At 63.7% G+C, this 20598-nt stretch carries 26 protein-coding genes; all 26 read right to left on the bottom strand.

Annotated elements, in window-relative coordinates:
- Positions 1-49: 49 nt before the first annotated feature.
- The 26 genes from tatC to BG83_RS0117065 all read right to left on the bottom strand — a co-directional run bounded on the left by tatC (position 50) and on the right by BG83_RS0117065 (position 20577).
- Entirely contained in the window at positions 50-853 is an 804-nt protein-coding gene (tatC, locus tag BG83_RS0116940; RefSeq protein ID WP_024977828.1) for a twin-arginine translocase subunit TatC, read from the bottom strand.
- A gap of 61 nt (positions 854-914) precedes the next feature.
- Positions 915-1427 carry a Sec-independent protein translocase protein TatB gene (gene tatB, locus BG83_RS0116945; protein WP_024977829.1) on the bottom strand — a complete coding sequence of 171 codons (513 nt, stop codon included), beginning with the start codon at positions 1425-1427 and terminating at the stop codon, positions 915-917.
- A gap of 20 nt (positions 1428-1447) precedes the next feature.
- Positions 1448-1705: a Sec-independent protein translocase subunit TatA gene (gene tatA / locus BG83_RS0116950; RefSeq protein WP_009241947.1), complete on the bottom strand. Its 258-nt coding sequence runs from the start codon at positions 1703-1705 to the stop codon at positions 1448-1450.
- A gap of 62 nt (positions 1706-1767) precedes the next feature.
- Positions 1768-2142 (bottom strand): DUF4870 family protein, encoded by a 375-nt coding sequence (locus BG83_RS0116955; RefSeq protein WP_024977830.1) that lies wholly within the window; start codon positions 2140-2142, stop codon positions 1768-1770.
- 31 nt (positions 2143-2173) lie between these two features.
- Complete coding sequence (locus tag BG83_RS0116960) at positions 2174-2548, bottom strand: phosphoribosyl-ATP diphosphatase (RefSeq protein ID WP_024977831.1); 375 nt, start codon at positions 2546-2548, stop codon at positions 2174-2176.
- Positions 2541-2963: a phosphoribosyl-AMP cyclohydrolase gene (hisI, locus tag BG83_RS0116965; protein WP_024977832.1), complete on the bottom strand. Its 423-nt coding sequence runs from the start codon at positions 2961-2963 to the stop codon at positions 2541-2543. Before hisI ends, BG83_RS0116960 begins: the two co-directional genes overlap by 8 nt.
- A complete protein-coding gene (hisF, locus tag BG83_RS0116970; protein WP_037032054.1) occupies positions 2960-3736 on the bottom strand; it encodes an imidazole glycerol phosphate synthase subunit HisF in 777 nt (258 codons plus the stop codon). The genes hisI and hisF overlap by 4 nt, the downstream gene beginning before the upstream one ends.
- Before the next feature lie 47 nt (positions 3737-3783).
- Positions 3784-4527, bottom strand: a complete 744-nt coding sequence (hisA, locus tag BG83_RS0116975) for a 1-(5-phosphoribosyl)-5-[(5-phosphoribosylamino)methylideneamino]imidazole-4-carboxamide isomerase (protein WP_024977834.1) — start codon at positions 4525-4527, stop codon at positions 3784-3786.
- Positions 4528-4603: 76 nt separating this feature from the next.
- Complete coding sequence (gene hisH, locus BG83_RS0116980) at positions 4604-5257, bottom strand: imidazole glycerol phosphate synthase subunit HisH (protein WP_024977835.1); 654 nt, start codon at positions 5255-5257, stop codon at positions 4604-4606.
- Between the two features lie 8 nt (positions 5258-5265).
- Positions 5266-5889 carry a MarC family protein gene (locus BG83_RS0116985; RefSeq protein ID WP_024977836.1) on the bottom strand — a complete coding sequence of 208 codons (624 nt, stop codon included), beginning with the start codon at positions 5887-5889 and terminating at the stop codon, positions 5266-5268.
- Between the two features lie 55 nt (positions 5890-5944).
- The gene (hisB, locus tag BG83_RS0116990; RefSeq protein WP_024977837.1) at positions 5945-6535 is read right to left on the bottom strand and encodes an imidazoleglycerol-phosphate dehydratase HisB; all 591 of its coding nucleotides are present in this window, start codon (positions 6533-6535) and stop codon (positions 5945-5947) included.
- Positions 6532-7656 (bottom strand): histidinol-phosphate transaminase, encoded by a 1125-nt coding sequence (hisC, locus tag BG83_RS0116995; protein ID WP_024977838.1) that lies wholly within the window; start codon positions 7654-7656, stop codon positions 6532-6534. Before hisC ends, hisB begins: the two co-directional genes overlap by 4 nt.
- 16 nt (positions 7657-7672) lie before the next feature.
- Positions 7673-9001: a histidinol dehydrogenase gene (gene hisD, locus BG83_RS0117000; RefSeq protein WP_024977839.1), complete on the bottom strand. Its 1329-nt coding sequence runs from the start codon at positions 8999-9001 to the stop codon at positions 7673-7675.
- Positions 8998-9687 carry an ATP phosphoribosyltransferase gene (gene hisG, locus BG83_RS0117005; protein ID WP_009241938.1) on the bottom strand — a complete coding sequence of 230 codons (690 nt, stop codon included), beginning with the start codon at positions 9685-9687 and terminating at the stop codon, positions 8998-9000. The genes hisD and hisG overlap by 4 nt, the downstream gene beginning before the upstream one ends.
- Before the next feature lie 19 nt (positions 9688-9706).
- Positions 9707-10972 (bottom strand): UDP-N-acetylglucosamine 1-carboxyvinyltransferase, encoded by a 1266-nt coding sequence (gene murA, locus BG83_RS0117010; protein WP_024977840.1) that lies wholly within the window; start codon positions 10970-10972, stop codon positions 9707-9709.
- A 98-nt stretch (positions 10973-11070) separates the two neighbouring features.
- Positions 11071-11307, bottom strand: a complete 237-nt coding sequence (locus BG83_RS0117015; protein ID WP_024977841.1) for a BolA family protein — start codon at positions 11305-11307, stop codon at positions 11071-11073.
- Positions 11308-11483: 176 nt separating this feature from the next.
- Positions 11484-12272 carry an ABC transporter permease gene (locus BG83_RS0117020; protein WP_024977842.1) on the bottom strand — a complete coding sequence of 263 codons (789 nt, stop codon included), beginning with the start codon at positions 12270-12272 and terminating at the stop codon, positions 11484-11486.
- Positions 12269-13234: an ABC transporter ATP-binding protein gene (locus BG83_RS0117025; RefSeq protein ID WP_024977843.1), complete on the bottom strand. Its 966-nt coding sequence runs from the start codon at positions 13232-13234 to the stop codon at positions 12269-12271. Before BG83_RS0117025 ends, BG83_RS0117020 begins: the two co-directional genes overlap by 4 nt.
- 250 nt (positions 13235-13484) lie before the next feature.
- A complete protein-coding gene (locus tag BG83_RS0117030; RefSeq protein ID WP_024977844.1) occupies positions 13485-13796 on the bottom strand; it encodes an STAS domain-containing protein in 312 nt (103 codons plus the stop codon).
- Positions 13797-13870: 74 nt separating this feature from the next.
- Positions 13871-14506 (bottom strand): MlaC/ttg2D family ABC transporter substrate-binding protein, encoded by a 636-nt coding sequence (locus tag BG83_RS0117035; RefSeq protein WP_024977845.1) that lies wholly within the window; start codon positions 14504-14506, stop codon positions 13871-13873.
- A 152-nt stretch (positions 14507-14658) separates the two neighbouring features.
- On the bottom strand, positions 14659-15462 hold the full coding sequence (locus BG83_RS0117040) for a VacJ family lipoprotein (RefSeq protein ID WP_024977846.1): 804 nt from the start codon (positions 15460-15462) through the stop codon (positions 14659-14661).
- Between the two features lie 3 nt (positions 15463-15465).
- Positions 15466-15987, bottom strand: coding sequence for an outer membrane lipid asymmetry maintenance protein MlaD (gene mlaD, locus BG83_RS0117045; protein ID WP_024977847.1), 522 nt, complete (start codon positions 15985-15987; stop codon positions 15466-15468).
- Positions 15988-16024: 37 nt separating this feature from the next.
- Positions 16025-16792 (bottom strand): lipid asymmetry maintenance ABC transporter permease subunit MlaE, encoded by a 768-nt coding sequence (gene mlaE, locus BG83_RS0117050; protein WP_024977848.1) that lies wholly within the window; start codon positions 16790-16792, stop codon positions 16025-16027.
- Entirely contained in the window at positions 16789-17622 is an 834-nt protein-coding gene (locus BG83_RS0117055; RefSeq protein WP_024977849.1) for an ABC transporter ATP-binding protein, read from the bottom strand. Before BG83_RS0117055 ends, mlaE begins: the two co-directional genes overlap by 4 nt.
- A 268-nt stretch (positions 17623-17890) precedes the next feature.
- Positions 17891-18940: a tripartite tricarboxylate transporter substrate binding protein gene (locus BG83_RS0117060; protein WP_037032055.1), complete on the bottom strand. Its 1050-nt coding sequence runs from the start codon at positions 18938-18940 to the stop codon at positions 17891-17893.
- Between the two features lie 173 nt (positions 18941-19113).
- A complete protein-coding gene (locus BG83_RS0117065; RefSeq protein ID WP_024977851.1) occupies positions 19114-20577 on the bottom strand; it encodes a glutamate synthase subunit beta in 1464 nt (487 codons plus the stop codon).
- Positions 20578-20598: the final 21 nt, after the last annotated feature.

Genomic DNA, 20598 nt, shown 5'->3' on the forward strand with positions numbered 1-20598 from the left:
AAAGGCAGCCTCGGCTGCCTTTTTCTTTGGCTGATGCCGGGTCGGCCCGTCAGTCTTTTACCACCGGCAAGTGCTCTGGATTGTTCTCCGGAGCCGTGGTCTTACGGATAAAGATTGCCGCCAGGATCAGCCCCAGCTCATACAGCAGCCACAGCGGCACCGCCAGCAGCAACTGGGACATCACGTCAGGCGGCGTCACCACCGCAGCGATCACGAACGCACCCACCACCACGTACGGCCGCGCCTGCCGCAGCTTCTCCAGACTCACGATGCCAAAGCGCACGAGCACCATCACGACCACCGGCACCTCGAAGGTGATGCCGAAGGCAAGGAACGTGGTCATCGCAAAGCTCAGATACTTGTCGATGTCGGTCGACATCTCGGCGCCCAGCGGCGCGTTGTAGTGCGCCATCACCTTGAACACCGTTGGGAAGACCAGGAAATATGCAAATGCCACACCGCACAGGAACAGCACATAGGTGCTCACCACCAGCGGCATGATCATCCGCTTCTCGTGCGTATATAGCCCCGGCGCCACAAAGCGCCAGATTTGGTACAGCACCCAGGGCAGGGCGATGAGGAAGGCGGCCAGCAGCGTCACCTTCATCGGCACGAAGAACGAGCCGGTGACATCCGTCACGATCATGTGGCCATTCTTGGGCAACGCCTGGATCAGTGGTCGAGAGAACAGATTGAAGATATCCGGAGCCCAGTAGACCAAGCCCAGAAAGACCAGCAGCACGCCGGCGCCCGCCTTGACGATGCGCTCGCGCAGTTCGACCAGATGCGAGATGAAGGTTTCCTGCGCGCCGTCCTCGGGCGACTCTTGCGGATCGAGCGGAGCGGCACTCATGTCGGGTGGGAAAGAGGGAAGTCAGGACGCGGCACCGCAGACACGGCTCGCGCCCGGAAGATCATTCGAAGAAGGAGCGCGCACGCGACTGTGCGGCAACGATGGGCGGACGATGACGCTTGACGCGTGCCGCGCCCGATTGCGCCCACATGCGTACGCCCTGCTTCTGGCGGTACCACCTGGGCATCGAGAGCTGCTTGTTGCGCCAGCTGTTGCGGCCGTTGCGCGACTTGCCCGGTGCCGGGCGCCAGTCCGGGGCGGAGGTCGCCGTTTGCGCGGGATCACCAAGCGCCTCGTTCAGGCGTTCGTTGATCTCGGTCGTGTGCTTGCTGACCTCCTGGTGGATGGTCTGCTCGACATTGCGCGCGGCCTGCTCGAAGTCGGTGCGCATCTTGCGCAGCTCCTCAAGCTCGATTTCACGGCTGACCTCAGCCTTCACGTCGGCGATGTAGCGCTGTGCGCGGCCAAGCAAGGCGCCAGCGGTGCGCGCCACTTTGGGCAGACGCTCCGGCCCGATGACGACGAGCGCCACCATGCCAATCAGCGCCAGCTTGGAAATGCCGAGATCGATCATCGGTCAGCGCGCGTCGGTGTTCAGCCTTGCTTGGACTTGTCGCGCGCTTCGACGTCGATCGTCGTCGAATCGTGCAGCTCGCGCGGCGGCTGGCCGGCGGTCTGTTGCGGTTGTTGCGAACCCGCGGGCTTGTCTTCCTGCCCTTCGCGCATGCCGTCCTTGAAGCCCTTCACGGCGCTGCCCAGATCCGAACCGATGTTGCGCAGCTTCTTTGTGCCGAAGACCATCATGATGATGACCAGCACGATCAGCCAGTGCCAAATGCTAAAGGAACCCATGTCCTACTCCCACGTAAATGCGGCTGGTGGCGTCGCAACGGTGGCGACGCCATTGGTTGATTTTACGGATTTGCGTACATCGGCTTGCTGTCATTCAGATACAGCCAACCTTTCACAATACGATACAGCATCCAGATGCCCAGAGCCCACAAGACGGCAAAGCCGATGAAGGCCACGGGAATGAGCAGCACGCCGATCACACCCCACAATACGCACCACCAGAACGAACGGATTTGCCAACGGAAGTGCGACTCATACAGCGTGCCCCGCACATCGTCGCGCTTAACATACCCGACGATGATGGCAATCAATGCAGTGATACCGCCGGTCAGCCAAAAAATGGCGTAGAGCGCATACAGAATATGCGTCAGGCGACGCAGCCCTGCCAAGCGCTCCGCGTCGTCCGTCACCGCCACTGCTGCTCCGTATTTGTCCACGCTGCCCCCCTGCGACGATTCGTCACCGTAGTCAGTCACCCGCCGCGTCGCGCGCCTGCGACTTGCGCAGCGCCTTCTCTTCCAGGCCGGAAAGCCCTTCGCGGCGCGCCAGCTCACTGACGACGTCATCCGGCGTGAGGTTGAAGTGCGACAGCAACACCATGGTGTGGAACCACAGATCGGCCACTTCGTAGACGACCTTGCTGCGCGCCTCGTCGGTCATGCCTGCGGCGCGGGCGTCCTTGGCCGCCATGACCGTCTCGGTGGCCTCTTCGCCGATCTTCTTGAGGATGGCATCGTCGCCCTTGTTGAACAGGCGGGCGATGTAGCTCTTTTCCGGGTCGCCGCCGTTGGCGAGCTTGCGGGATTCGAGCACCTCGCCCAGGCGGCGCAGGGTGTCACTCATGATTGTGGCCGGGCTTGCCGGCGTAGATATCGTCGGGGTCCTTGAGCACGGGCTCGACGGTATGCCAATCGCCGTCCTCCACATTGCCTTCGAACTTCTGGAAAAAGCACGCGTGGCGGCCAGTATGGCAGGCGATGCCGCCGATTTGTGTGACGCGGAGCAAGACTACGTCTTCGTCGCAGTCGAGGCGGATTTCGTGCACCTTCTGGATGTGGCCGGACTCCTCGCCCTTGTGCCACAGGCGCTTGCGCGAGCGCGACCAGAACACGGCCTCGCCGGTTTCCACGGTCTTCTGCAGTGCCTCACGGTTCATGAAGGCGAACATCAGGACGTCATTGCTGCCCTGCTCCTGCACGATCACCGGTACCAATCCGTTGTCGTCCCAGTGGACCTTGTTCAGCCACTTCTTGCTCATAGTCCGATCCGTACTGGAATGCCCTGCTCTGCCATGAATTGCTTGGCCTGGCCGACGGTGTATTCGCCGTAATGGAAGATGCTGGCGGCCAATACCGCATCGGCGTGACCTTGCTGGATGCCGTCTGCCAGATGCTGCAGGTTGCCGACGCCACCTGAGGCGATGACCGGCACCGGCACTGCGTCCGACACGGCGCGCGTGAGTTCCAGATCGAAGCCGGCCTTGGTGCCGTCCCGGTCCATGCTGGTGAGCAGGATTTCGCCCGCGCCACGCTGCGCCATTTCACGTGCCCATGCCACGGCGTCCAGGCCTGTGCCTTTGCGGCCGCCGTGCGTAAAGACTTCCCAGCGCGGTGCCTCGCCTTCGCCCGACACTTTCTTGGCGTCAATAGCCACGACAATGCACTGTGCGCCATGGCGGGCGCTGGCGTCCGAAACCAGCTGCGGATTCGACACCGCAGACGAGTTCATGCTGATCTTGTCCGCACCGGCATTGAGCAGCCGGCGGACGTCTTCCAACGCGCGCACACCGCCGCCCACCGTCAGCGGAATGAACACCTGCGAAGCCACCGCTTCGATGATGCCCAGCATCAGGTCACGCCCGTCCGACGTGGCCGTGATGTCGAGGAAGGTGATTTCGTCGGCGCCCTGCTCGTCGTAGCGGCGTGCGATTTCGACGGGGTCGCCCGCGTCGCGCAATTCGACGAAATTGACGCCCTTGACCACCCGGCCGTTGGTCACGTCCAGGCAGGGGATGATTCGTTTGGCTAGCATGATGAGTCGGGCGCCGGAGCGCCCGTTGTGCACGGCTGGATCAACGATCAGGCCGCGCCGAGTTTGTCCGCGAGGGCTTGCGCTTCCTTGAAGTTCAGGTCGCCGGAGTAGATCGCGCGACCACAGATCACGCCTTCCACGCCATATTCTTCGACCGCGCAAAGATGGTCGATGTCCTTCAGGTTCGACAGGCCGCCACTGGCAATGACCGGAATCTTCACCGACTGCGCCAGCTTGACGGTGGCATCGATGTTGATGCCCTGCAGCATGCCGTCGCGGCCGATATCGGTGTAGATGATGCCTTCGACGCCGTAGTCTTCGTACTTCTTGGCGAGGTCAGCGACTTCGTGGCCGGAGAGCTTGCTCCAGCCGTCGGTCGCCACCTTGCCGTCCTTGGCGTCGAGCCCGACGATGATGTGACCACCGAACGCCGTGCATGCGTCCCGCAGAAAGCCCGGGTCCTTGACCGCCGCCGTGCCGATGATCACGTACGACAAGCCATCGTCGAGCCAGCGCTCGATGGTGCCCAGATCGCGGATGCCCCCGCCGAGTTGCACGGGAATCTCATCGCCCACCTCGGCGAGGATGGCCTTGACGGCCGCCTCGTTACGCGGCTTGCCCGCGAAAGCGCCATTCAGATCGACAAGGTGCAAGCGGCGCGCACCCTGCTCGACCCAATGCCGCGCCATGGCAGCAGGGTCTTCCGAGAATACGGTGGCTTGATCCATATCGCCTTGTTTGAGGCGCACACACTGACCGTCCTTCAGGTCGATGGCCGGGATGAGCAACATAAGCGTGACGACAGAGTTGAGGGGAAAAGATTAAAAAGGGCGAAAAATGGATTCGATTGCGACGCCACGGCGGGCATCACGGATTCCAGTGCACGAAGTTCCGGTAGATCTGCAGGCCCGCTTGCGCACTTTTTTCCGGGTGAAACTGTGTTGCAAAAATATTATCCCGGGCGATGGCGGAGGTAAACCGCACGCCGTATTCGGTCTCTCCGACCGATTCGTCGGCGTTGGCAGGCCGGGCGTAGTAGCTGTGCACGAAATAGAAGTAGCTCTGATCCGCCACACCTTCCCAGAGGGCGTGGGCACGACTCTGGTGCACGCGGTTCCAGCCCATCTGAGGCACTTTGTACCGTGAACCGTCCGGCTGCAACTGGCCGTCAAGGTCAAAGCGGACCACATCGCCTTTGATGAGGCCCAACCCTTCGGTGTACTGCTGCCCGAGGCGTGCCTCTGTGCTGCGCTCAAGCAGCATCTGCTCGCCCACGCATACGCCGAGCATCGGCTTGCTGCGCGATGCCTCCAGCACAGCGTCGCGCAGGCCGGACTGGTCGAACGCGGCCATGCAGTCGGGCATGGCGCCCTGCCCCGGCAGCACCACCCGGTCGGCCGAACGAATTTCATCCGCTTGCGCACTGATGCGCACATCAGCCTCTGGAGCAACGGCCATCAAGGCTTGCGCTACCGAGCGCAGATTGCCCATACCGTAATCGACGATTGCGATCTTAGTCATGACTTAACTTAGGCCCTAAGTACGGGCAACAGGGTTTTCAGCCCATCAACGATGAATTCCACGGCCAGCGCCGCCAGGATCAAACCCATCAACCGCGTACCGACGTTGATGCCGGTGCGACCGATCACACGGGCGATCGGCTCGGCCGCGCGCAACACGATCCAGACCACGGCCGCGATCGCAACACCGACCCCAGCCAGGAGAAACAAGTCCCACCAATGCTTGGTCTTGCCAGCGTAGACGATGACCGTGCTGATCGAGCCGGGGCCCGTGAGCAGCGGAATCGCCAGCGGCACAACCGCAATGCTGGCCTTGGCACCGGCCTCGTCCTCTTCTTCGGGCGTGGCCTTGGTGCGGCTGGTCTGCGCATTGAGCATGTTCAGCGCGATCATGATCATGATGATCCCGCCGCCGACCTGCAGCGAGCCCACCGAGAACCCGAAAAAGCTGATGATCTGCTCGCCAAGCAACGCAGACAGGCCAATCACGATCGCCACCGAAATCGACGCGACCTTGATGGTGCGGCGCTTTTCTTCATCCGTCTGGCTCTCGGTCAGGCTGATGAAGAACGGGATCGCCCCGATCGGGTTGATCAGCGCGAGCAGCGAGAAAAAGCTTTTTGTCAGATCCATCGGATCGGCGGCCGGTTTTGGAGTCGGGTAGGCGCGGCCAGGCCGACGCAGTGATTTACAGGGCGCCCTTGGTCGACGGAATCGTGCCGGCAGCGCGCGGGTCGATCTCCACCGCCATGCGCAGCGCGCGTCCAAAGGCCTTGAACACGGTCTCGATCTGGTGGTGTGCGTTGACGCCGCGCAGGTTGTCGATATGCAGCGTCACGCCAGCATGGTTGACGAACCCGCGGAAGAATTCGATGGACAGGTCCACGTCAAAATTGCCCACGCGTGCACGCGTGAACGGCACGTGGAACTCCAGGCCCGGACGGCCGGAGAAGTCGATGACCACGCGCGACAGGGCTTCGTCCAGCGGCACGTAGCTGTGGCCGTAGCGCACGATGCCCTTCTTGTCGCCGATGGCTTTGGCGACGGCCTGGCCCAGCGTGATGCCGACGTCTTCCACGGTGTGATGATCGTCGATATGGGTGTCGCCGGTGGCCGAGACGTCCAGGTCGACCATGCCATGTCGGGCGATCTGGTCGAGCATGTGGTCGAGGAAGGGGACGCCGGTGTTCAGCGTTTGCTTGCCCGTGCCGTCCAAATCAAGGGCGACGCGGATCTGCGTTTCAGAGGTGTTGCGAGTGACCTCGACACGGCGGCTCATGGGGCTTCCTGCATCGATGCGGCAAAGGCATCGATAAATTGCGCGTTTTCTTCGGGATTGCTGACCGTCACGCGCAGACAGTTGGTCAGCAACGGGTGCATTTTACTGACGTTTTTAATCAGAATCCGCCGATTGAGCAGGCGCTCGAACAAAGCGGCGGCATCGGGCACGCGCAGCAGGATGAAATTTGCCGCGCTCGGGAACACTGTCACGCCCGGTTGGGCCGACAGCGCATCGATCAACTTGGTGCGCTCGGCGCGCAGGGTCGCTGCCTGGGCATCCAGCACATCCACGTGTTCGAGCATGAACTGGGCAGTCGCCTCGGTCAGCACATTCACGTTGTACGGCGGACGCACCTTGTCCAGCTCGGCGATCCACTTCGGGTGGCCGGCCACGTAGCCGAGGCGGATGCCGGCCAGGCCCAGCTTCGAGACCGTGCGCATCACCAGGAGGTGATCGAAATCGCGCAGGCGCGGCATCCAGCTATGTTGCGCGAACGGCTGGTACGCCTCGTCGACCACCACCAGGCTCTGGCACACGGGGCCGCGAGCGGCGCGGATGATCGCGTCCATGTCGGCCGCGTCGAACAGATTGCCGGTCGGGTTATTCGGATACGCCAAGTAGATGACGGCGGGCTGGTGCTCGGCCATGGCGGCCAGCATGGCTTCACGGTCGAGCGTCAGGTCCGCCTTGAGCGGCACGCCGACGAAGTTCAGGCCCAGCAACTGCGCCGACATCGCATACATCACGAAGCCCGGCACGGGCGCCAGCACGGTCGCACCGGGCTTGGCCGCGGCAATGGCGATCAGGCTGATGATCTCGTCCGAGCCGTTGCCCAGCAGCACATCGGCGCCGGCCGGCACGTGCATCACCTGCTTGAGCTGCGCCTTGAGCGCGTCGGCGGTCGGCACCGGGTAGCGATTGAGCGCGACTTCGGCCAGGCGCTTGCCCAGCGCGTCGCGCAGCATCGCCGGCAGCGGATACGGATTCTCCATCGCGTCCAGCTTGACCATGCCGGTCGCGTCGGGCACGTGGTACGCACCCATGGCGCGAACGTCGTCGCGCACGATGCGGGCGAGCAGGTCATCCAGAGAGGCTTGGGCCGGAGCGGTGGCGGTCATCGTTGTGCGGCGAGTGTTATTCGGAGGCGGGGCGTTGCAGGCGATATTCAGCGCTGCGGGCATGCGCCTGCAGGCCTTCGCCGTAGGCCAGCTCGGCAGCAATCTCGCCCAGCATCTGCGCGCCGGCTTCGCTCACCTCGATCAGGCTGGAACGCTTGATGAAGTCGTACACGCCCAGTGGCGATGAGAAGCGCGCCGTGCGCGAGGTCGGCAACACGTGGTTCGGACCCGCGCAGTAATCGCCCAGCGATTCGCTGGTGTACTTGCCGAGGAAGATCGCGCCGGCGTGGCGGATGCGCTCGGCCCACTGGCGCGGGTTCTCTGCCGAAATCTCCAGATGTTCGGGCGCGATGTCGTTGGCGATGTCGCACGCCTCTTCCATGTCGCGTACTTTGACGAGCGCGCCACGGCCCGACAGCGATTCGGCAATCACGCTACGGCGCGGCATGTCTTCGAGCTGGCGGTTGATGCTGGCTTCCACCTGCGCGATGAACTCTGCGTTCGGGCACAGCAGGATCGACTGGGCCAGTTCGTCGTGCTCGGCTTGCGAGAACAAGTCCATCGCCACCCAATCCGGATCGGTCGTGCCATCGCAGATGACGAGGATTTCCGACGGACCGGCAATCATGTCGATGCCAACCGTGCCGAACACGCGACGCTTGGCAGCGGCCACATAGGCGTTACCCGGGCCGACGATCTTGTCGACGGCGGGGACGGTGTCGGTGCCGTAAGCGAGCGCACCCACAGCCTGCGCGCCGCCGATGGTGAACACGCGGTCGACGCCGGCAATGCAAGCAGCAGCCAGCACCAGCTCATTGCGCACGCCACCCGGCGTGGGCACCACCATGATGATTTCCTTGACGCCGGCCACGCGAGCCGGAATCGCATTCATCAACACCGACGACGGGTATGCCGCCTTGCCGCCCGGCACGTAAATGCCCACGCGGTCGAGCGGCGTCACTTTCTGGCCGAGCACCGTGCCATCGGCTTCGGCGTATTCCCAGCTGTGCGTGCCGCACTCGATCTTCTGCTTCTCGTGATACGCGCGCACGCGGGCAGCAGCGGCTTCCAGTGCCGCGCGGCGCTTCGGCTCCAGGCCATCCAGCGCGGCTTGCAGGGTGGCTGGCGACAGTTCCAGCGCGGCCACGCTGTCGGCTTCGATGCGGTCGAAGCGGCGCGTGGCCTCCAGCACGGCGGCATCGCCGCGCGCCTTCACGTCGGCCAGGATCTGCGCGGCGGCGCGGTCGATGGCTTCGTCTTCGCTCGCCTCGAAAGCGAGCACCTGGCGCAGCTGCGCCGCGAATCCGGCTTCGGTCGAATCCAGCTTACGGATGGTCAGGCTCATGCGGCTTCCCCAACGCGCGCGTCCGTCGCGGAGGCGCGCTCGAAAGCGTCGAGGATGGGCGCCAGCCGGTCGCGCTTGAGTTTCAACGCAGCCTGGTTGACGACCAGCCGGGAAGATATCTGCACGATCTCTTCCACCTCGACGAGGTTGTTCGCGCGCAGCGTGCCGCCCGTGCTGACCAGGTCGACGATGGCGTCAGCCAGGCCCACCAGCGGGCCCAGCTCCATCGAGCCATACAGCTTGATCAAGTCGACGTGCACGCCCTTCTTGGCGAAGTGCTCGCGCGCGGTATTCAGATACTTCGTCGCCACCGACAGGCGCGCGCCCTGGCGCACCGCGTTGGCGTAATCGAAGCCCTTGGGCACCGCCACCGACATGCGGCAGCGGGCGATGTTCAGGTCGATGGGCGCATACAGGCCGGCCATGCCGTGCTCCATCAGCACGTCGCGGCCGGCTACGCCGAAGTCCGCCGCGCCGTATTGCACGTAGGTCGGCACGTCGGACGCACGCACGATGATCACGCGCAGCGCCGGATCCGACGTCGGCAGAATCAGCTTGCGCGAGGTTTCCGGATCTTCGGTCACCTCGATGCCGGCGGCCTTCAGCAGCGGCAGCGTCTCTTCAAAGATGCGCCCTTTGGACAGCGCCAGCGTGAGCTGGTTGGAGGCGGACTGGAATGCGTTCATGGCCGGCGGGTTCCTTACCTTACGCTTGAATGCGGCGGATCTTGGCGCCGACAGCGGACAGCTTGTCTTCGATGCGGTCGTAGCCGCGGTCGAGGTGATAGATGCGGTCGACCAGCGTCTCGCCCTGCGCGATCAAGCCGGCAATGACGAGGCTGGCCGAGGCGCGCAGATCGGTCGCCATGACGGTCGCACCCGACAATTGCTCGACGCCCGTCACCACCGCCGTCTTGCCATCGATGACGATATTGGCGCCCAGGCGGTTCAGTTCCTGCACGTGCATGAAGCGGTTTTCGAAGATGGTCTCCGTTACCGTGGCGGAACCTTCAGCAATGGCGTTGAGCATCATGAACTGCGCCTGCATGTCGGTGGGAAACGCCGGGTATTCCGACGTGCGGAAGCTCACTGCCTTGGGGCGGCCCGTCATCTGCACACGGATCCAATCGTCGCCTGTGGCGAGCGTCACGCCAGCTTCGCGCAGCTTGTCGAGCACGGCATCCAGAATGCCGGGCGGCACGCCGCGCAGCGTCACGTCGCCGCCGGCCGCAGCCACGGCACACAGGAACGTGCCGGCTTCGATGCGATCGGCAATCACCGTGTGGGCGGCGCCGTGCAGCGCTTCAACGCCCTGGATCACCAGGCGGTCGGTGCCGATGCCTTCGATGCGCGCGCCCATCTTCACGAGCAGGTTGGCCAGGTCGGTGACTTCGGGCTCGCGCGCTGCGTTTTCCAGTACGGTTTCGCCGTCGGCCAGCGCAGCGGCCATCAGCAGGTTTTCGGTGCCCGTGACCGTCACCATGTCAGTGACAATGCGCGCCCCACGCAGGCGCTTGGCGCCTTCAGGCAGCTTGGCTTCGATGTAGCCGTGCTCGATGACGATCTCGGCGCCCATCAGTTGCAGGCCCTTGATGTGCTGATCGACCGGACGCGCGCCGATGCCGCAACCGCCCGGCAGCGACACACGCGCATGGCCGAAACGCGCCAGCAGCGGGCCCAGCACCAGGATCGACGCACGCATGGTCTTCACCAGGTCGTACGAAGCTTCCGGCGTGTGGATGGTCGCGGCGTCGAGCGTGAGGTGGTGACCGTCGAGCGCACCTTCCACGCCCATCTGGCGCAGCAGTTTGAGCATCGTACGCACGTCTTGCAGGTTCGGCACGTTGCTCAGCGCCAGCGGCTCGGCCGTCAGCAGCGCGGCGCACATGATGGGCAGCGCGGCGTTCTTGGCGCCAGACACGCGGATTTCGCCCGACAACGGGCCATTGCCTTCGATCAGCAGTTTGTCCATGAGCGAGACGTCTCGTCGATCACTTTGAGAGGGGCGCTCAGCGAGCGCGAGGTCGGAATCGGTTGAAACGGTAACCGGGGTGGGATCAAGCTCGGCCATCAGGACTGCCACTCCGCCGGGGTGAGCGTCTTCATGGAAAGCGCGTGGATTTCCGCGCGCATCCGCTCACCCAGCGCTGCGTAGACGAGCTGGTGACGCTGGATCAACCGCTTGCCTTCAAATTGCCCGCTGACGATGGTGGCAAAAAAATGCTGGCCGTCGCCCTCCACTTCGAGGTGCTCGCACGGCAGACCGGTTTCGATGTACTGCTTGACTTGTTCGGGTGTGGGCAACATAGCCGTCCCTTCTCCAAAAACGTTAGGCAAACCCTGCAAAGCTACTGCGCGCCCCGAGCTTGGCCCTGCGATGCTCGCCGTACTCGTGTACGGCTGTGCTTCTCGGGTCAATCTCGGATCGCTCGCTATGCTTTTCAGGGTTTCCCAAGGGTGGTGCGCATGTTTTATGTGACGCATCAATGGCGCAGCTTGTAGCCCGTGCGCAGCATCTGCAGGGCCACTCCCCCCACCACGACCAGCGCGATCAGCATCACGCCGAGGCTCGTCGTCACCGGCACATCGGACACACCGAAGAAGCCGTAGCGGAAGCCGTCGATCATGTAGAAGAACGGGTTGGCGTGGGATACCGCCTGCCAAAACGGCGGCAGCGAATGAATCGAATAGAACACGCCGGCCAGGAAGGTGGCCGGCACGATCAAAAAGTTCTGGAACGCCGCAAGCTGGTCGAATTTTTCAGCCCAGATGCCCGCGATGAGCCCCAGCGTGCCCAGCACGCTCGCGCCCAGCACCGCAAACACGATGATCCACAGGGGCTGCGCGAAGTGCAGATGCGCAAACAAGGTCGTCACGACCAGCACGCCCGTACCCACGGCCAGACCGCGAATCACAGACGCGCACACGTACGCGCCAAACATTTCCCAGTGCGACAGCGGCGGCAGCATGATGAACACCAGGTTGCCGGTGATCTTCGACTGGATGAGCGAAGACGAACTGTTTGCGAATGCGTTCTGCAGCACACTCATCATCACCAGACCGGGCACCAGGAAAGCGGTGTAGCTCAGCTGGTCGAACACCTTGACGCGATCTTCCAGCACGTGACCGAAGATCAGCAGATACAGAAGCGCGGTCAGGACCGGCGCGGCCACGGTCTGGAAGCTCACCTTCCAGAAGCGCAGCACCTCCTTGTAAAGCAGCGTGCGGAAACCGACCCAACGGCCCGGCAAGCTCTCGGGAATGGCGCTCATGCGGCGGGCTCCAGCGCAGAATCGGGAATGGCAGGCGCTTGAGGCCCGACCGGCAAGCCACCTTCGCGGCGCATGATCTGCACGAACACGTCTTCCAGATCAGCCTTGGCGACTTCCATGTCGTCGATCTCGCAGCCGGCGAGGCGGCACGTGGAGAGAATCTGTTCGACTTCGCCATAGCCCGACAGGCGCAAGCGCACACCGCGCTCGCCGTGGTTGCCCGGCAGGCGCAGGGCTTCCAGCGACGCGGGCAGCGCTCCCTTCGCAAAGCTCAGCACCAATTGCAGCCCGGCAAATTGCGAGAGCAGATTCGCCGTGCGATCGAGCGCCACCACTTCGCCAAACTTGAGCATGGCGATGCGGTCGCACAGAGATTCGGCTTCTTCCAGGTAGTGCGTGGTCAGCACGACGGTATGGCCTTCGCGGTTCAGCCGCGAGATGAATTTCCACAGCGTCTGGCGCAACTCGACGTCCACGCCGGCGGTCGGCTCGTCCAGCACGATCACGGGCGGGCGGTGTACCAGGGCCTGCGCCACCAGCACGCGGCGCTTCATGCCGCCCGACAGCGCGCGCATGTTGGCGTCTGCCTTACTGGTGAGGTCCAGGTTGGCCATGACCTCATCGATCCAGTCGTCGTTCTTGGTCAGGCCGAAATAGCCCGACTGCAGGCGCAGCGTCTCGCGCACCGTGAAAAACGGATCGAACACCAGTTCCTGCGGCACCACGCCGAGCTTGCGGCGCGCCATGCGGTAGTCGGAAACAACGTCGTGACCGAGCACACGTACGTGGCCGGAATCGGCACGATTCAGGCCCGCGAGGATGGAGATCAGCGTGGTCTTGCCCGCGCCGTTGGGGCCCAGCAGGCCGAAAAACTCGCCCTGCTCGACAGACAAGCTCACGCCCTTTAGCGCTTGCAACGACTTGTAGCGCTTGCGGACGTCAGCGATTTCGATGGCTTTCATGGCCGACAAAGTGAACTACTCTGCGCATCCCAGGGCCGTGGATCGACAAGACCGTGACGGCCGCGGATACCGCACACGGCGGCTGCAGAGCGACAAACCCAGAATTATAGGGGAACTGCACCAACTCACGGCGCCACAGCTAACGACGCCGAACCGCGAATGCCGAGGGCGCGCGCAACGCCCCGACCGGAGCGCGGCATCGCGATGATGGGTTCGGGGCAATCACCCCGCGCCCACACCGGACGCCGCCTCAATGTCGAGCGTGATGGTCGGCGGCAGGGGCCGGCGCGACGGCCAGCAGAGACTCCACGCCGTACAGCGTGGCGAGGTTGGACAGCGCTTGCGGAGCGCCTGCGATATCGAGCGCGATACCGGCATCCTGTGCGGTGCGCTGCCATGACAGCAGCACCGCCAGCGCAGACGAATCGACCTGCGACAAGCCGGCGCAATCGACGTGCAGTGCGGCAATGCCGGCTTCGCGCGCTTGGCCGAGCTGAGCCTCGCCCTCGCGCAGAACGCGCGGCGCTTCGCGGTGAGTCAGCGGGCCGGACAAGGTCAACATGGTGGAAATGGATGCGTCAGAAAAAGAAACAGCGGCCAGAGTTGACCGCTGTGTCGATTCTACCGGAAGGCTGCTTACTTTGCCGGAGCCTTCTCGAGCTGCGTGTTGCGCTCGTTCAGGAAGCTCACCAGGCCGGCCACGCCGCCCCGCTTGCTGATGACATCGGCAAACTGGTTCTTGTACGTTTCAGACAGCCACAGGCCGCTGATGTTGATGTCGTACACCTTCCAGCCACCGGCCGTCTTTTCCAGGCGGTAATCCAGGGCCACCGGCTCGCCGTTGTTGTTCACGGTCGAACGCACCACCACGTCGGTGTCATCCGCGGCCGCACGGAACGGCTTGTACGAAACGGTTTGGTTCTTTACGTTCGACAGCGCGCCGGCGTAAGTGCGGATCAGCAACGTTTTGAAGCTTTCCTGAATCTGCTGCTGTTGCTCCGGCGACGCCTGGTTCCAGAAGCGGCCCATGGCGATCTGCGTGGTGCGCTTGAAATCGGCGCGCGGCACGATCTTCTGGTCGACGAGCTGGTACACCTTGGTCATGTTTCCGCCACGCAGCTCCGGATCGCTCTTGATGGTGGTGAGCACGTCGTCCACAGCCGTCTTGACGGTGGCCTGTGCATCCGCCTCCTGAGCGTGGACCGGCGCGGCTGCCACGGCGGCCGTCAGCGTGAGACCGGCGAACAGGGAGCGGAGAAGCTTCTTCAACATATCGCGTCCTTATAGTGTGATTTTCGGGTCGCTTGCGGCACATTCGCCGCAATCTTGTTGGCGATTAGAACAGACCGCCCGCAGGCAAGTTCGTGCGGGCCGGCCAGTTTTACGCCTTGTCACCTTTGAGGCGACCTTGTTACGTGTACCGATCAGCGACGGAATACCGGCCAGTTGGGGGTGAAGCGCTGGTACGGCGAGACCGTGGCGTCACCGGTATCCGGTGATTTCTTGTTGTCCTGATCTTCCGGCAGGTTGCCGTCATAGATCAGGTAGCGGCGGCGCTGCAGATAGGCGTCGCGCAAGAAGGTGTATTTGTCGACAGCGGCCTGTTCGAGCACGTTGCTGGCCCCAAGCAGGTTCGCACGCACGTCGACCACGCGCAGGGCGGCCAGCGAGTAGGTGACTGCGCTGTCGTGCCAGTACGTGAGCGGATCCATCTGCCAGTCCACCAGGAACCCCACAGTGTCACGTGCGGTGCTCGGACCAAGCAACGGCCAGACGACGTACGGACCCGACGGCACACCCCATACACCCAGTGTCTGGCCGAAGTCTTCCTTGTGCTTGGGCAGGCCGGCGTCCGACGCGATGTCGATCAGACCACCCAGACCCAGCACCGTATTGATCGCCACACGCATGGTGTCTTCCAGCGCGGCCGTGCCCTTCAACTGCAGCAGGTTGTTGACGGCCGAATAGACATCGCCTGCATTCGAGAAGAAGTTCGACACCGCCGTGCGCGCCGGCGACGGCACCACATCGACATACGTTTGCGCAACCGGCTTCAGCACGCCCTTGTCTAGGTCCTCATTGATGCGGAAGACTTCGCGATTGAACGGCTCGATCGGATCGGCCGGATTGGCATTCGGCCCGGTGGCACAGCCGGCCAGCAGCGAGGCGCCTGCAGCCACGGCCAGCGCAAAGCCGCGCAGCGTACGGATGGATGTTGTTGTTTTCATGGTTTATTTGCTCCCACTGCCCTCGGCCGGCTTGGCTCCGCCAGCACTGCCATTAGCGCTGCCGGCACCGGCATCCGCGGCCTTGCTGTAAAGGAACTGGCTGATCAGGTTTTCCAGCACCACCGCCGACTGCGTCATCGTGATCTTGCTGCCGCTGGCAAGCATGGCCGAGTCGCCGCCCGGTTCAATACCGATGTATTGCTCACCCAGCAGACCCGAGGTCAGGACCTTGGCCGAACTGTCTTTCGGAAACTGATAACGCTGATCCATATCGAGCACGGCGATTGCCTGGTAGCTCTTGTCGTCGAAGAGGATCTGCGACACACGGCCGACCACCACACCCGAACTCTTGACCGGAGCCCGCACCTTCAAACCGCCGATATTGTCGAAGGCCGCTTTCACCTGGTAAGTCTTGGCAAACGAGAACGAGCTCATATTGCCCGCCTTGAGCGCCAGGAATAGCAGCGCAATGATGCCCACCAGAACGAATAGGCCGACCCAGAAATCGAGGACGCTTTTACGCATGATCTTTTCTCGTTGAACGCTAACGACAACCGGCGGCTCAGCTGAACATCAGTGCCGTGAGCACGAAATCCAGCGCCAGCACGGTGAGCGACGCGATCACCACCGTCCGGGTAGTCGCGCGCGAGACGCCTTCCGGCGTGGCCTTGGCCTCATAGCCCTGGTACAGCGCAATGAAGGTGACCGCCACACCAAACACGACACTCTTGATGACGCCGTTAAGCACGTCGTCCATGACATCCACGCCGGCCTGCATCTGCGACCAGAACGCCCCAGGGTCCACGCCAATCAGCCCGACCCCGACGAAGTATCCGCCCAGAATACCCACCGCACTGAAAATCGCGGCCAGCAGCGGCATGGCAATGAAACCCGCCCAGAAGCGCGGCGCCAGCACGCGGGCTAGCGGATCGACGGCCATCATTTCCATGGCGATCAGTTGCTCGCCGGCTTTCATCAAGCCGATCTCGGCCGTGAGCGAGGTACCGGCACGACCGGCAAACAGCAGTGCCGTCACCACCGGCCCCAGTTCGCGCACCAGCGACAGCGCCACCAGCAGGCCCAGCGCCTGCTCGGAGCCGTATCGGTTAAGTGTGTTGTAACCCTGCAAGCCAAGCACGAAACCAACGAACAGGCCCGATACGGCAATGATGATGAACGAATCATTGCCGACGAAGCGCAGTTGCTCGATCACCAGGCGCGGGCGGCGAAGCACATCGCCGGAAGCGCCAATGAGCGAAATCAACGTGCGCGCGGCGTAGCCGAAGCGGCTGACCAGCACCAGGACAAAGCGGCCGATGGTAGAGATCACCGTGCGCCTCCGTTCTTGCCCAGACCGAAGTCATCGGCCAGGGGCGCCCCAGGATAGTGGAACGGCACAGGGCCGTCCGCCTCGCCACGCACGAACTGGCGCACGAACGGATCGGTCGACGCGGTGAGCTCAGCCGGCGTGCCCTGCGCGGCAATGCTACCGTTGGCGATGAAGTAGACGTAATCGGCGATGCGGAACGTCTCCTGCACGTCGTGCGAGACGATGATGCTGGTCGCGCCCAGCGCGTCGTTCAGCTTGCGGATGAGCGAGGCGGTCAGGCCCAGCGAGATCGGGTCCAGCCCGGCGAACGGCTCGTCGTAAAGGAGGAGCGACGGATCGAGCGCGATCGCCCGCGCCAATGCCACGCGCCGCGCCATACCGCCGGAAATCTCCGAGGGCATCAGGTCGCGCGCACCGCGCAGGCCGACGGCGTTGAGCTTCATCAGCACCAGATCGCGGATGAGCAGTTCGGGCAGTTCGGTATGTTCGCGCAGTGGAAATGCCACATTGTCGAACACGGACAGATCGGTAAACAGCGCTCCGAACTGGAACAGCATGCCCATCTGCCGGCGTGCCGCGTACAGCTCACGCTTGCCCATGGCGCCGATGTCCTGGCCGTGTACGCGGACTGTGCCGGCGGCAGCGGCCACTTGGCCGCCAATCAAGCGCAGAATCGTCGTCTTGCCGCAACCGGAGCCACCCATGACGGCCACCACGCTGCCCCTGGGCACGCGCATGCACAGGCCGGACAGAATGCGCCGCGCGCCTGGCTGATAGGCGAAATCGACCTGATCGAGTTCGACAACGGCGTTGGAAGGCTGGGTGGACACGGTAGAGATCGGTGCAGAGGGCTCGGCAGGTTGGCGGCTTCATGCTGCCGCATCTCGTTGTCTTGACTTCCGCGGGCTCGCCAAAAGAGGTGGCTTCGCGCGGCCCGCCATTATAGGTGGAAACCCGCGTAGCCCGTCAGTCACGCCTTGCTTACCGACAGTTAGTGTGGCTTGTTCGCCGCGCCGCGGGTTTTCGGCCCTTGCGGGTTGCTGAAAGTGGTGCGCCTGCGAAGTTGGGCTGGCGCTGCAGACCGGCAGTGGAAGTGGCCTATTCGCCGCTATCGAGCCGTAGATCGGCTTGGCGAATCACCCCCTGCCAATGCGTGGCATCACGGCGCACGGCTTGGGCAAACGTGTCGGGGGCATCCCATTCCGGCTCGAAGCCGCCAGCACGCAACGTAGCGTGGACGTCACCTGAAGCGACGGCGCGACGCAGTTCGGCCGCCGCGCGCATCGACAAAAGCCGGGGGGTGCGCGCGGGCATGAAGGTGCCGATCCAGGCGCTGCGATCGAATCCGGCGAGACCGCCTTCGCGTAGCGTCGGCACGGCGGGCGCGAAGCGCGAGCGAGCTCCCCCCGTCACCCCGAGCAACCGTAGCTGGCCATTGGCAGCGGCTGCCGCCACGCTCGGATAGCAGGCGAAACATGCCGACATGCGTCCGGCCAGGATCTGTTGCACGAGCCCCGCTTCACCGCGAACGGCCACATGCGGCGCATGGAAAGCGTAGTCGCGCACAAACTGCTCGGCGACAAGGTGCGACCACGTGCCGACGATATCCGAGCCGCAATTGACCGTGACGGACTCGCCGCGCGCCTGCGCAAGCAGATCGGTGATGGAGTAGATCGGCAAGCGCGCATCGACAGCGAGAAACAGCGGCAGCGTGGCCACCATCGCTACCGGTTGGAAGTCACGCAGCGGGTCATACGACGCTGGTTCCAGCGCGGGCTGAGCGACGAACGTGGTCTGTTGAAGCAGCAAGGTATGGCCATCAGATGGCGCGCGGGCAACGGCCTCACCGGCGGCCATGCCATTGGCTGCGGGGCGATCCTCGACGCCCACCTCGCGGCCGACCTGCTGTTGCAGTTGCGTCGCCAGTGCCCGGGCGAGCGCATCAAACGCACTGCCTTCCGCCGCCGGCACGACCAGACGCAGCGGTTGCGAGGGATACCCTTGCAGCAATGCATGCGCGGGCGACGTCAGCATTGCCGGCAGCACACCCAGCCACGCAAGCGCCCGCCGCCGCTGCCGGTCCGGCATATGCGGCACATCGGGCGCGTGGGGCACATCAGCACGCACATTGCGGGCACGAGGTCGCATGAGGCAGGTTGGGATCACGAGGAGATCTCATTCTAGAAATCCGCCCGTCCGCCCTGCACTCATGTAAACCATGTCGACGTAAACCATGAGGCATGACGCGCGCGCCAAAACACGTGCGTCACAAATAAAAAGGCCCGCCAAGGCGGGCCTGAGTCATCCGGTCAACCGCGTGGTCAGCGCGGCAGTTCCGAATGGCCCATGAGAAACGCGTCGACCGAGCGGGCGGCTTGGCGGCCTTCCCGGATGGCCCACACGACGAGCGACTGGCCGCGGCGCACATCACCGGCGGCGAACACCTTCGGCACGTTGGTGGCGTAGGCGTTGTCGCCTTCGGTGGCGGCACGCGCATTGTTGCGCGCATCCTTCGTCACGCCGAAGGCATCCAGCACGCCGCCGACCGGGTTCGTAAAGCCCATCGCCAGCAGCACCAGATCGGCCTTGAGCGTGAACTCGCTGCCTGCAACTTCGGCCATCTTGCCGTCCTTCCACTCCAGGCGCACACCGGTGAGGCCCGTCACGCGGCCGTTTTCACCGATAAGCGCCTTGGTGGCGACCGACCAGTCGCGCTCGCAACCTTCGTCGTGCGACGACGACGTGCGCAGCTTGATCGGCCAGTACGGCCACACCAGCGGCTTGTTCTCTTCTTCGGGCGGACGCGGCAGCAGTTCGAACTGCGTGACCGACGCGGCGCCATGGCGGTTGGACGTGCCCACGCAGTCCGAGCCCGTGTCGCCACCGCCGATCACGATGACGTGCTTGCCATCGGCGCGGATCGGGTTCGGCGCATCGCCGGCCACTTCCTTGTTCTGCGGGATCAGGAATTCCAGCGCGTAATGCACGCCGTCCAGATCACGGCCCGGCACCGGCAGATCGCGCGGCACTTCCGAACCGCCCGTCAGCACGACGGCGTCGAATTGCTTAAGGATGTCGTCGGCAGAGATCATCTCCCGCGCGTCGTTGGTGATGCCGGCCGGAACCGTCTTGTCGCCCACCATCACGCCGGTGCGGAAGGTCACGCCCTCGGCTTCCATCTGTTGCATGCGGCGGTCGATCTGTGCCTTTTCCAGCTTGAAGTCGGGGATGCCGTAGCGCAGCAGGCCGCCAATGCGGTCGTTCTTTTCGAACAGCGTCACATCGTGACCGGCGCGCGCCAGTTGCTGCGCAGCAGCCATGCCCGCAGGGCCCGAGCCGACCACGGCCACGGTCTTGCCGGTCTTGTGCTTCGGCACTTGGGGCGCGACCCAGCCTTCTTTCCAGGCCTTGTCGATGATGGCGTGCTCGATCGACTTGATGCCCACCGGCAGTTCGTTGATGCCCAGCGTGCAAGCCGCTTCGCACGGCGCCGGGCAGATGCGGCCCGTGAACTCAGGGAAGTTGTTGGTCGAGTGCAGCACTTCAATCGCCGTCTTCCAGTCCTGGCGATACACCAGATCGTTGAAGTCCGGGATGATGTTGTTGACCGGGCAGCCGTTGTTGCAGAACGGAATGCCGCAGTCCATGCAACGTGCGCCCTGGATCTTGGCTTCGTTGTCCGCCAGCGCGAACACGAACTCCTTGTAATGCTTCACGCGCGCTTCGGGCGCTTCGTATGCCTCGTTCTGGCGGGGAAATTCGAGAAAACCGGTCGCCTTGCCCATGGTGTCCTTCCTGACCCGATG

Source organism: Ralstonia pickettii (assembly GCF_000607165.1).
Lineage (GTDB): Bacteria > Pseudomonadota > Gammaproteobacteria > Burkholderiales > Burkholderiaceae > Ralstonia > Ralstonia holmesii.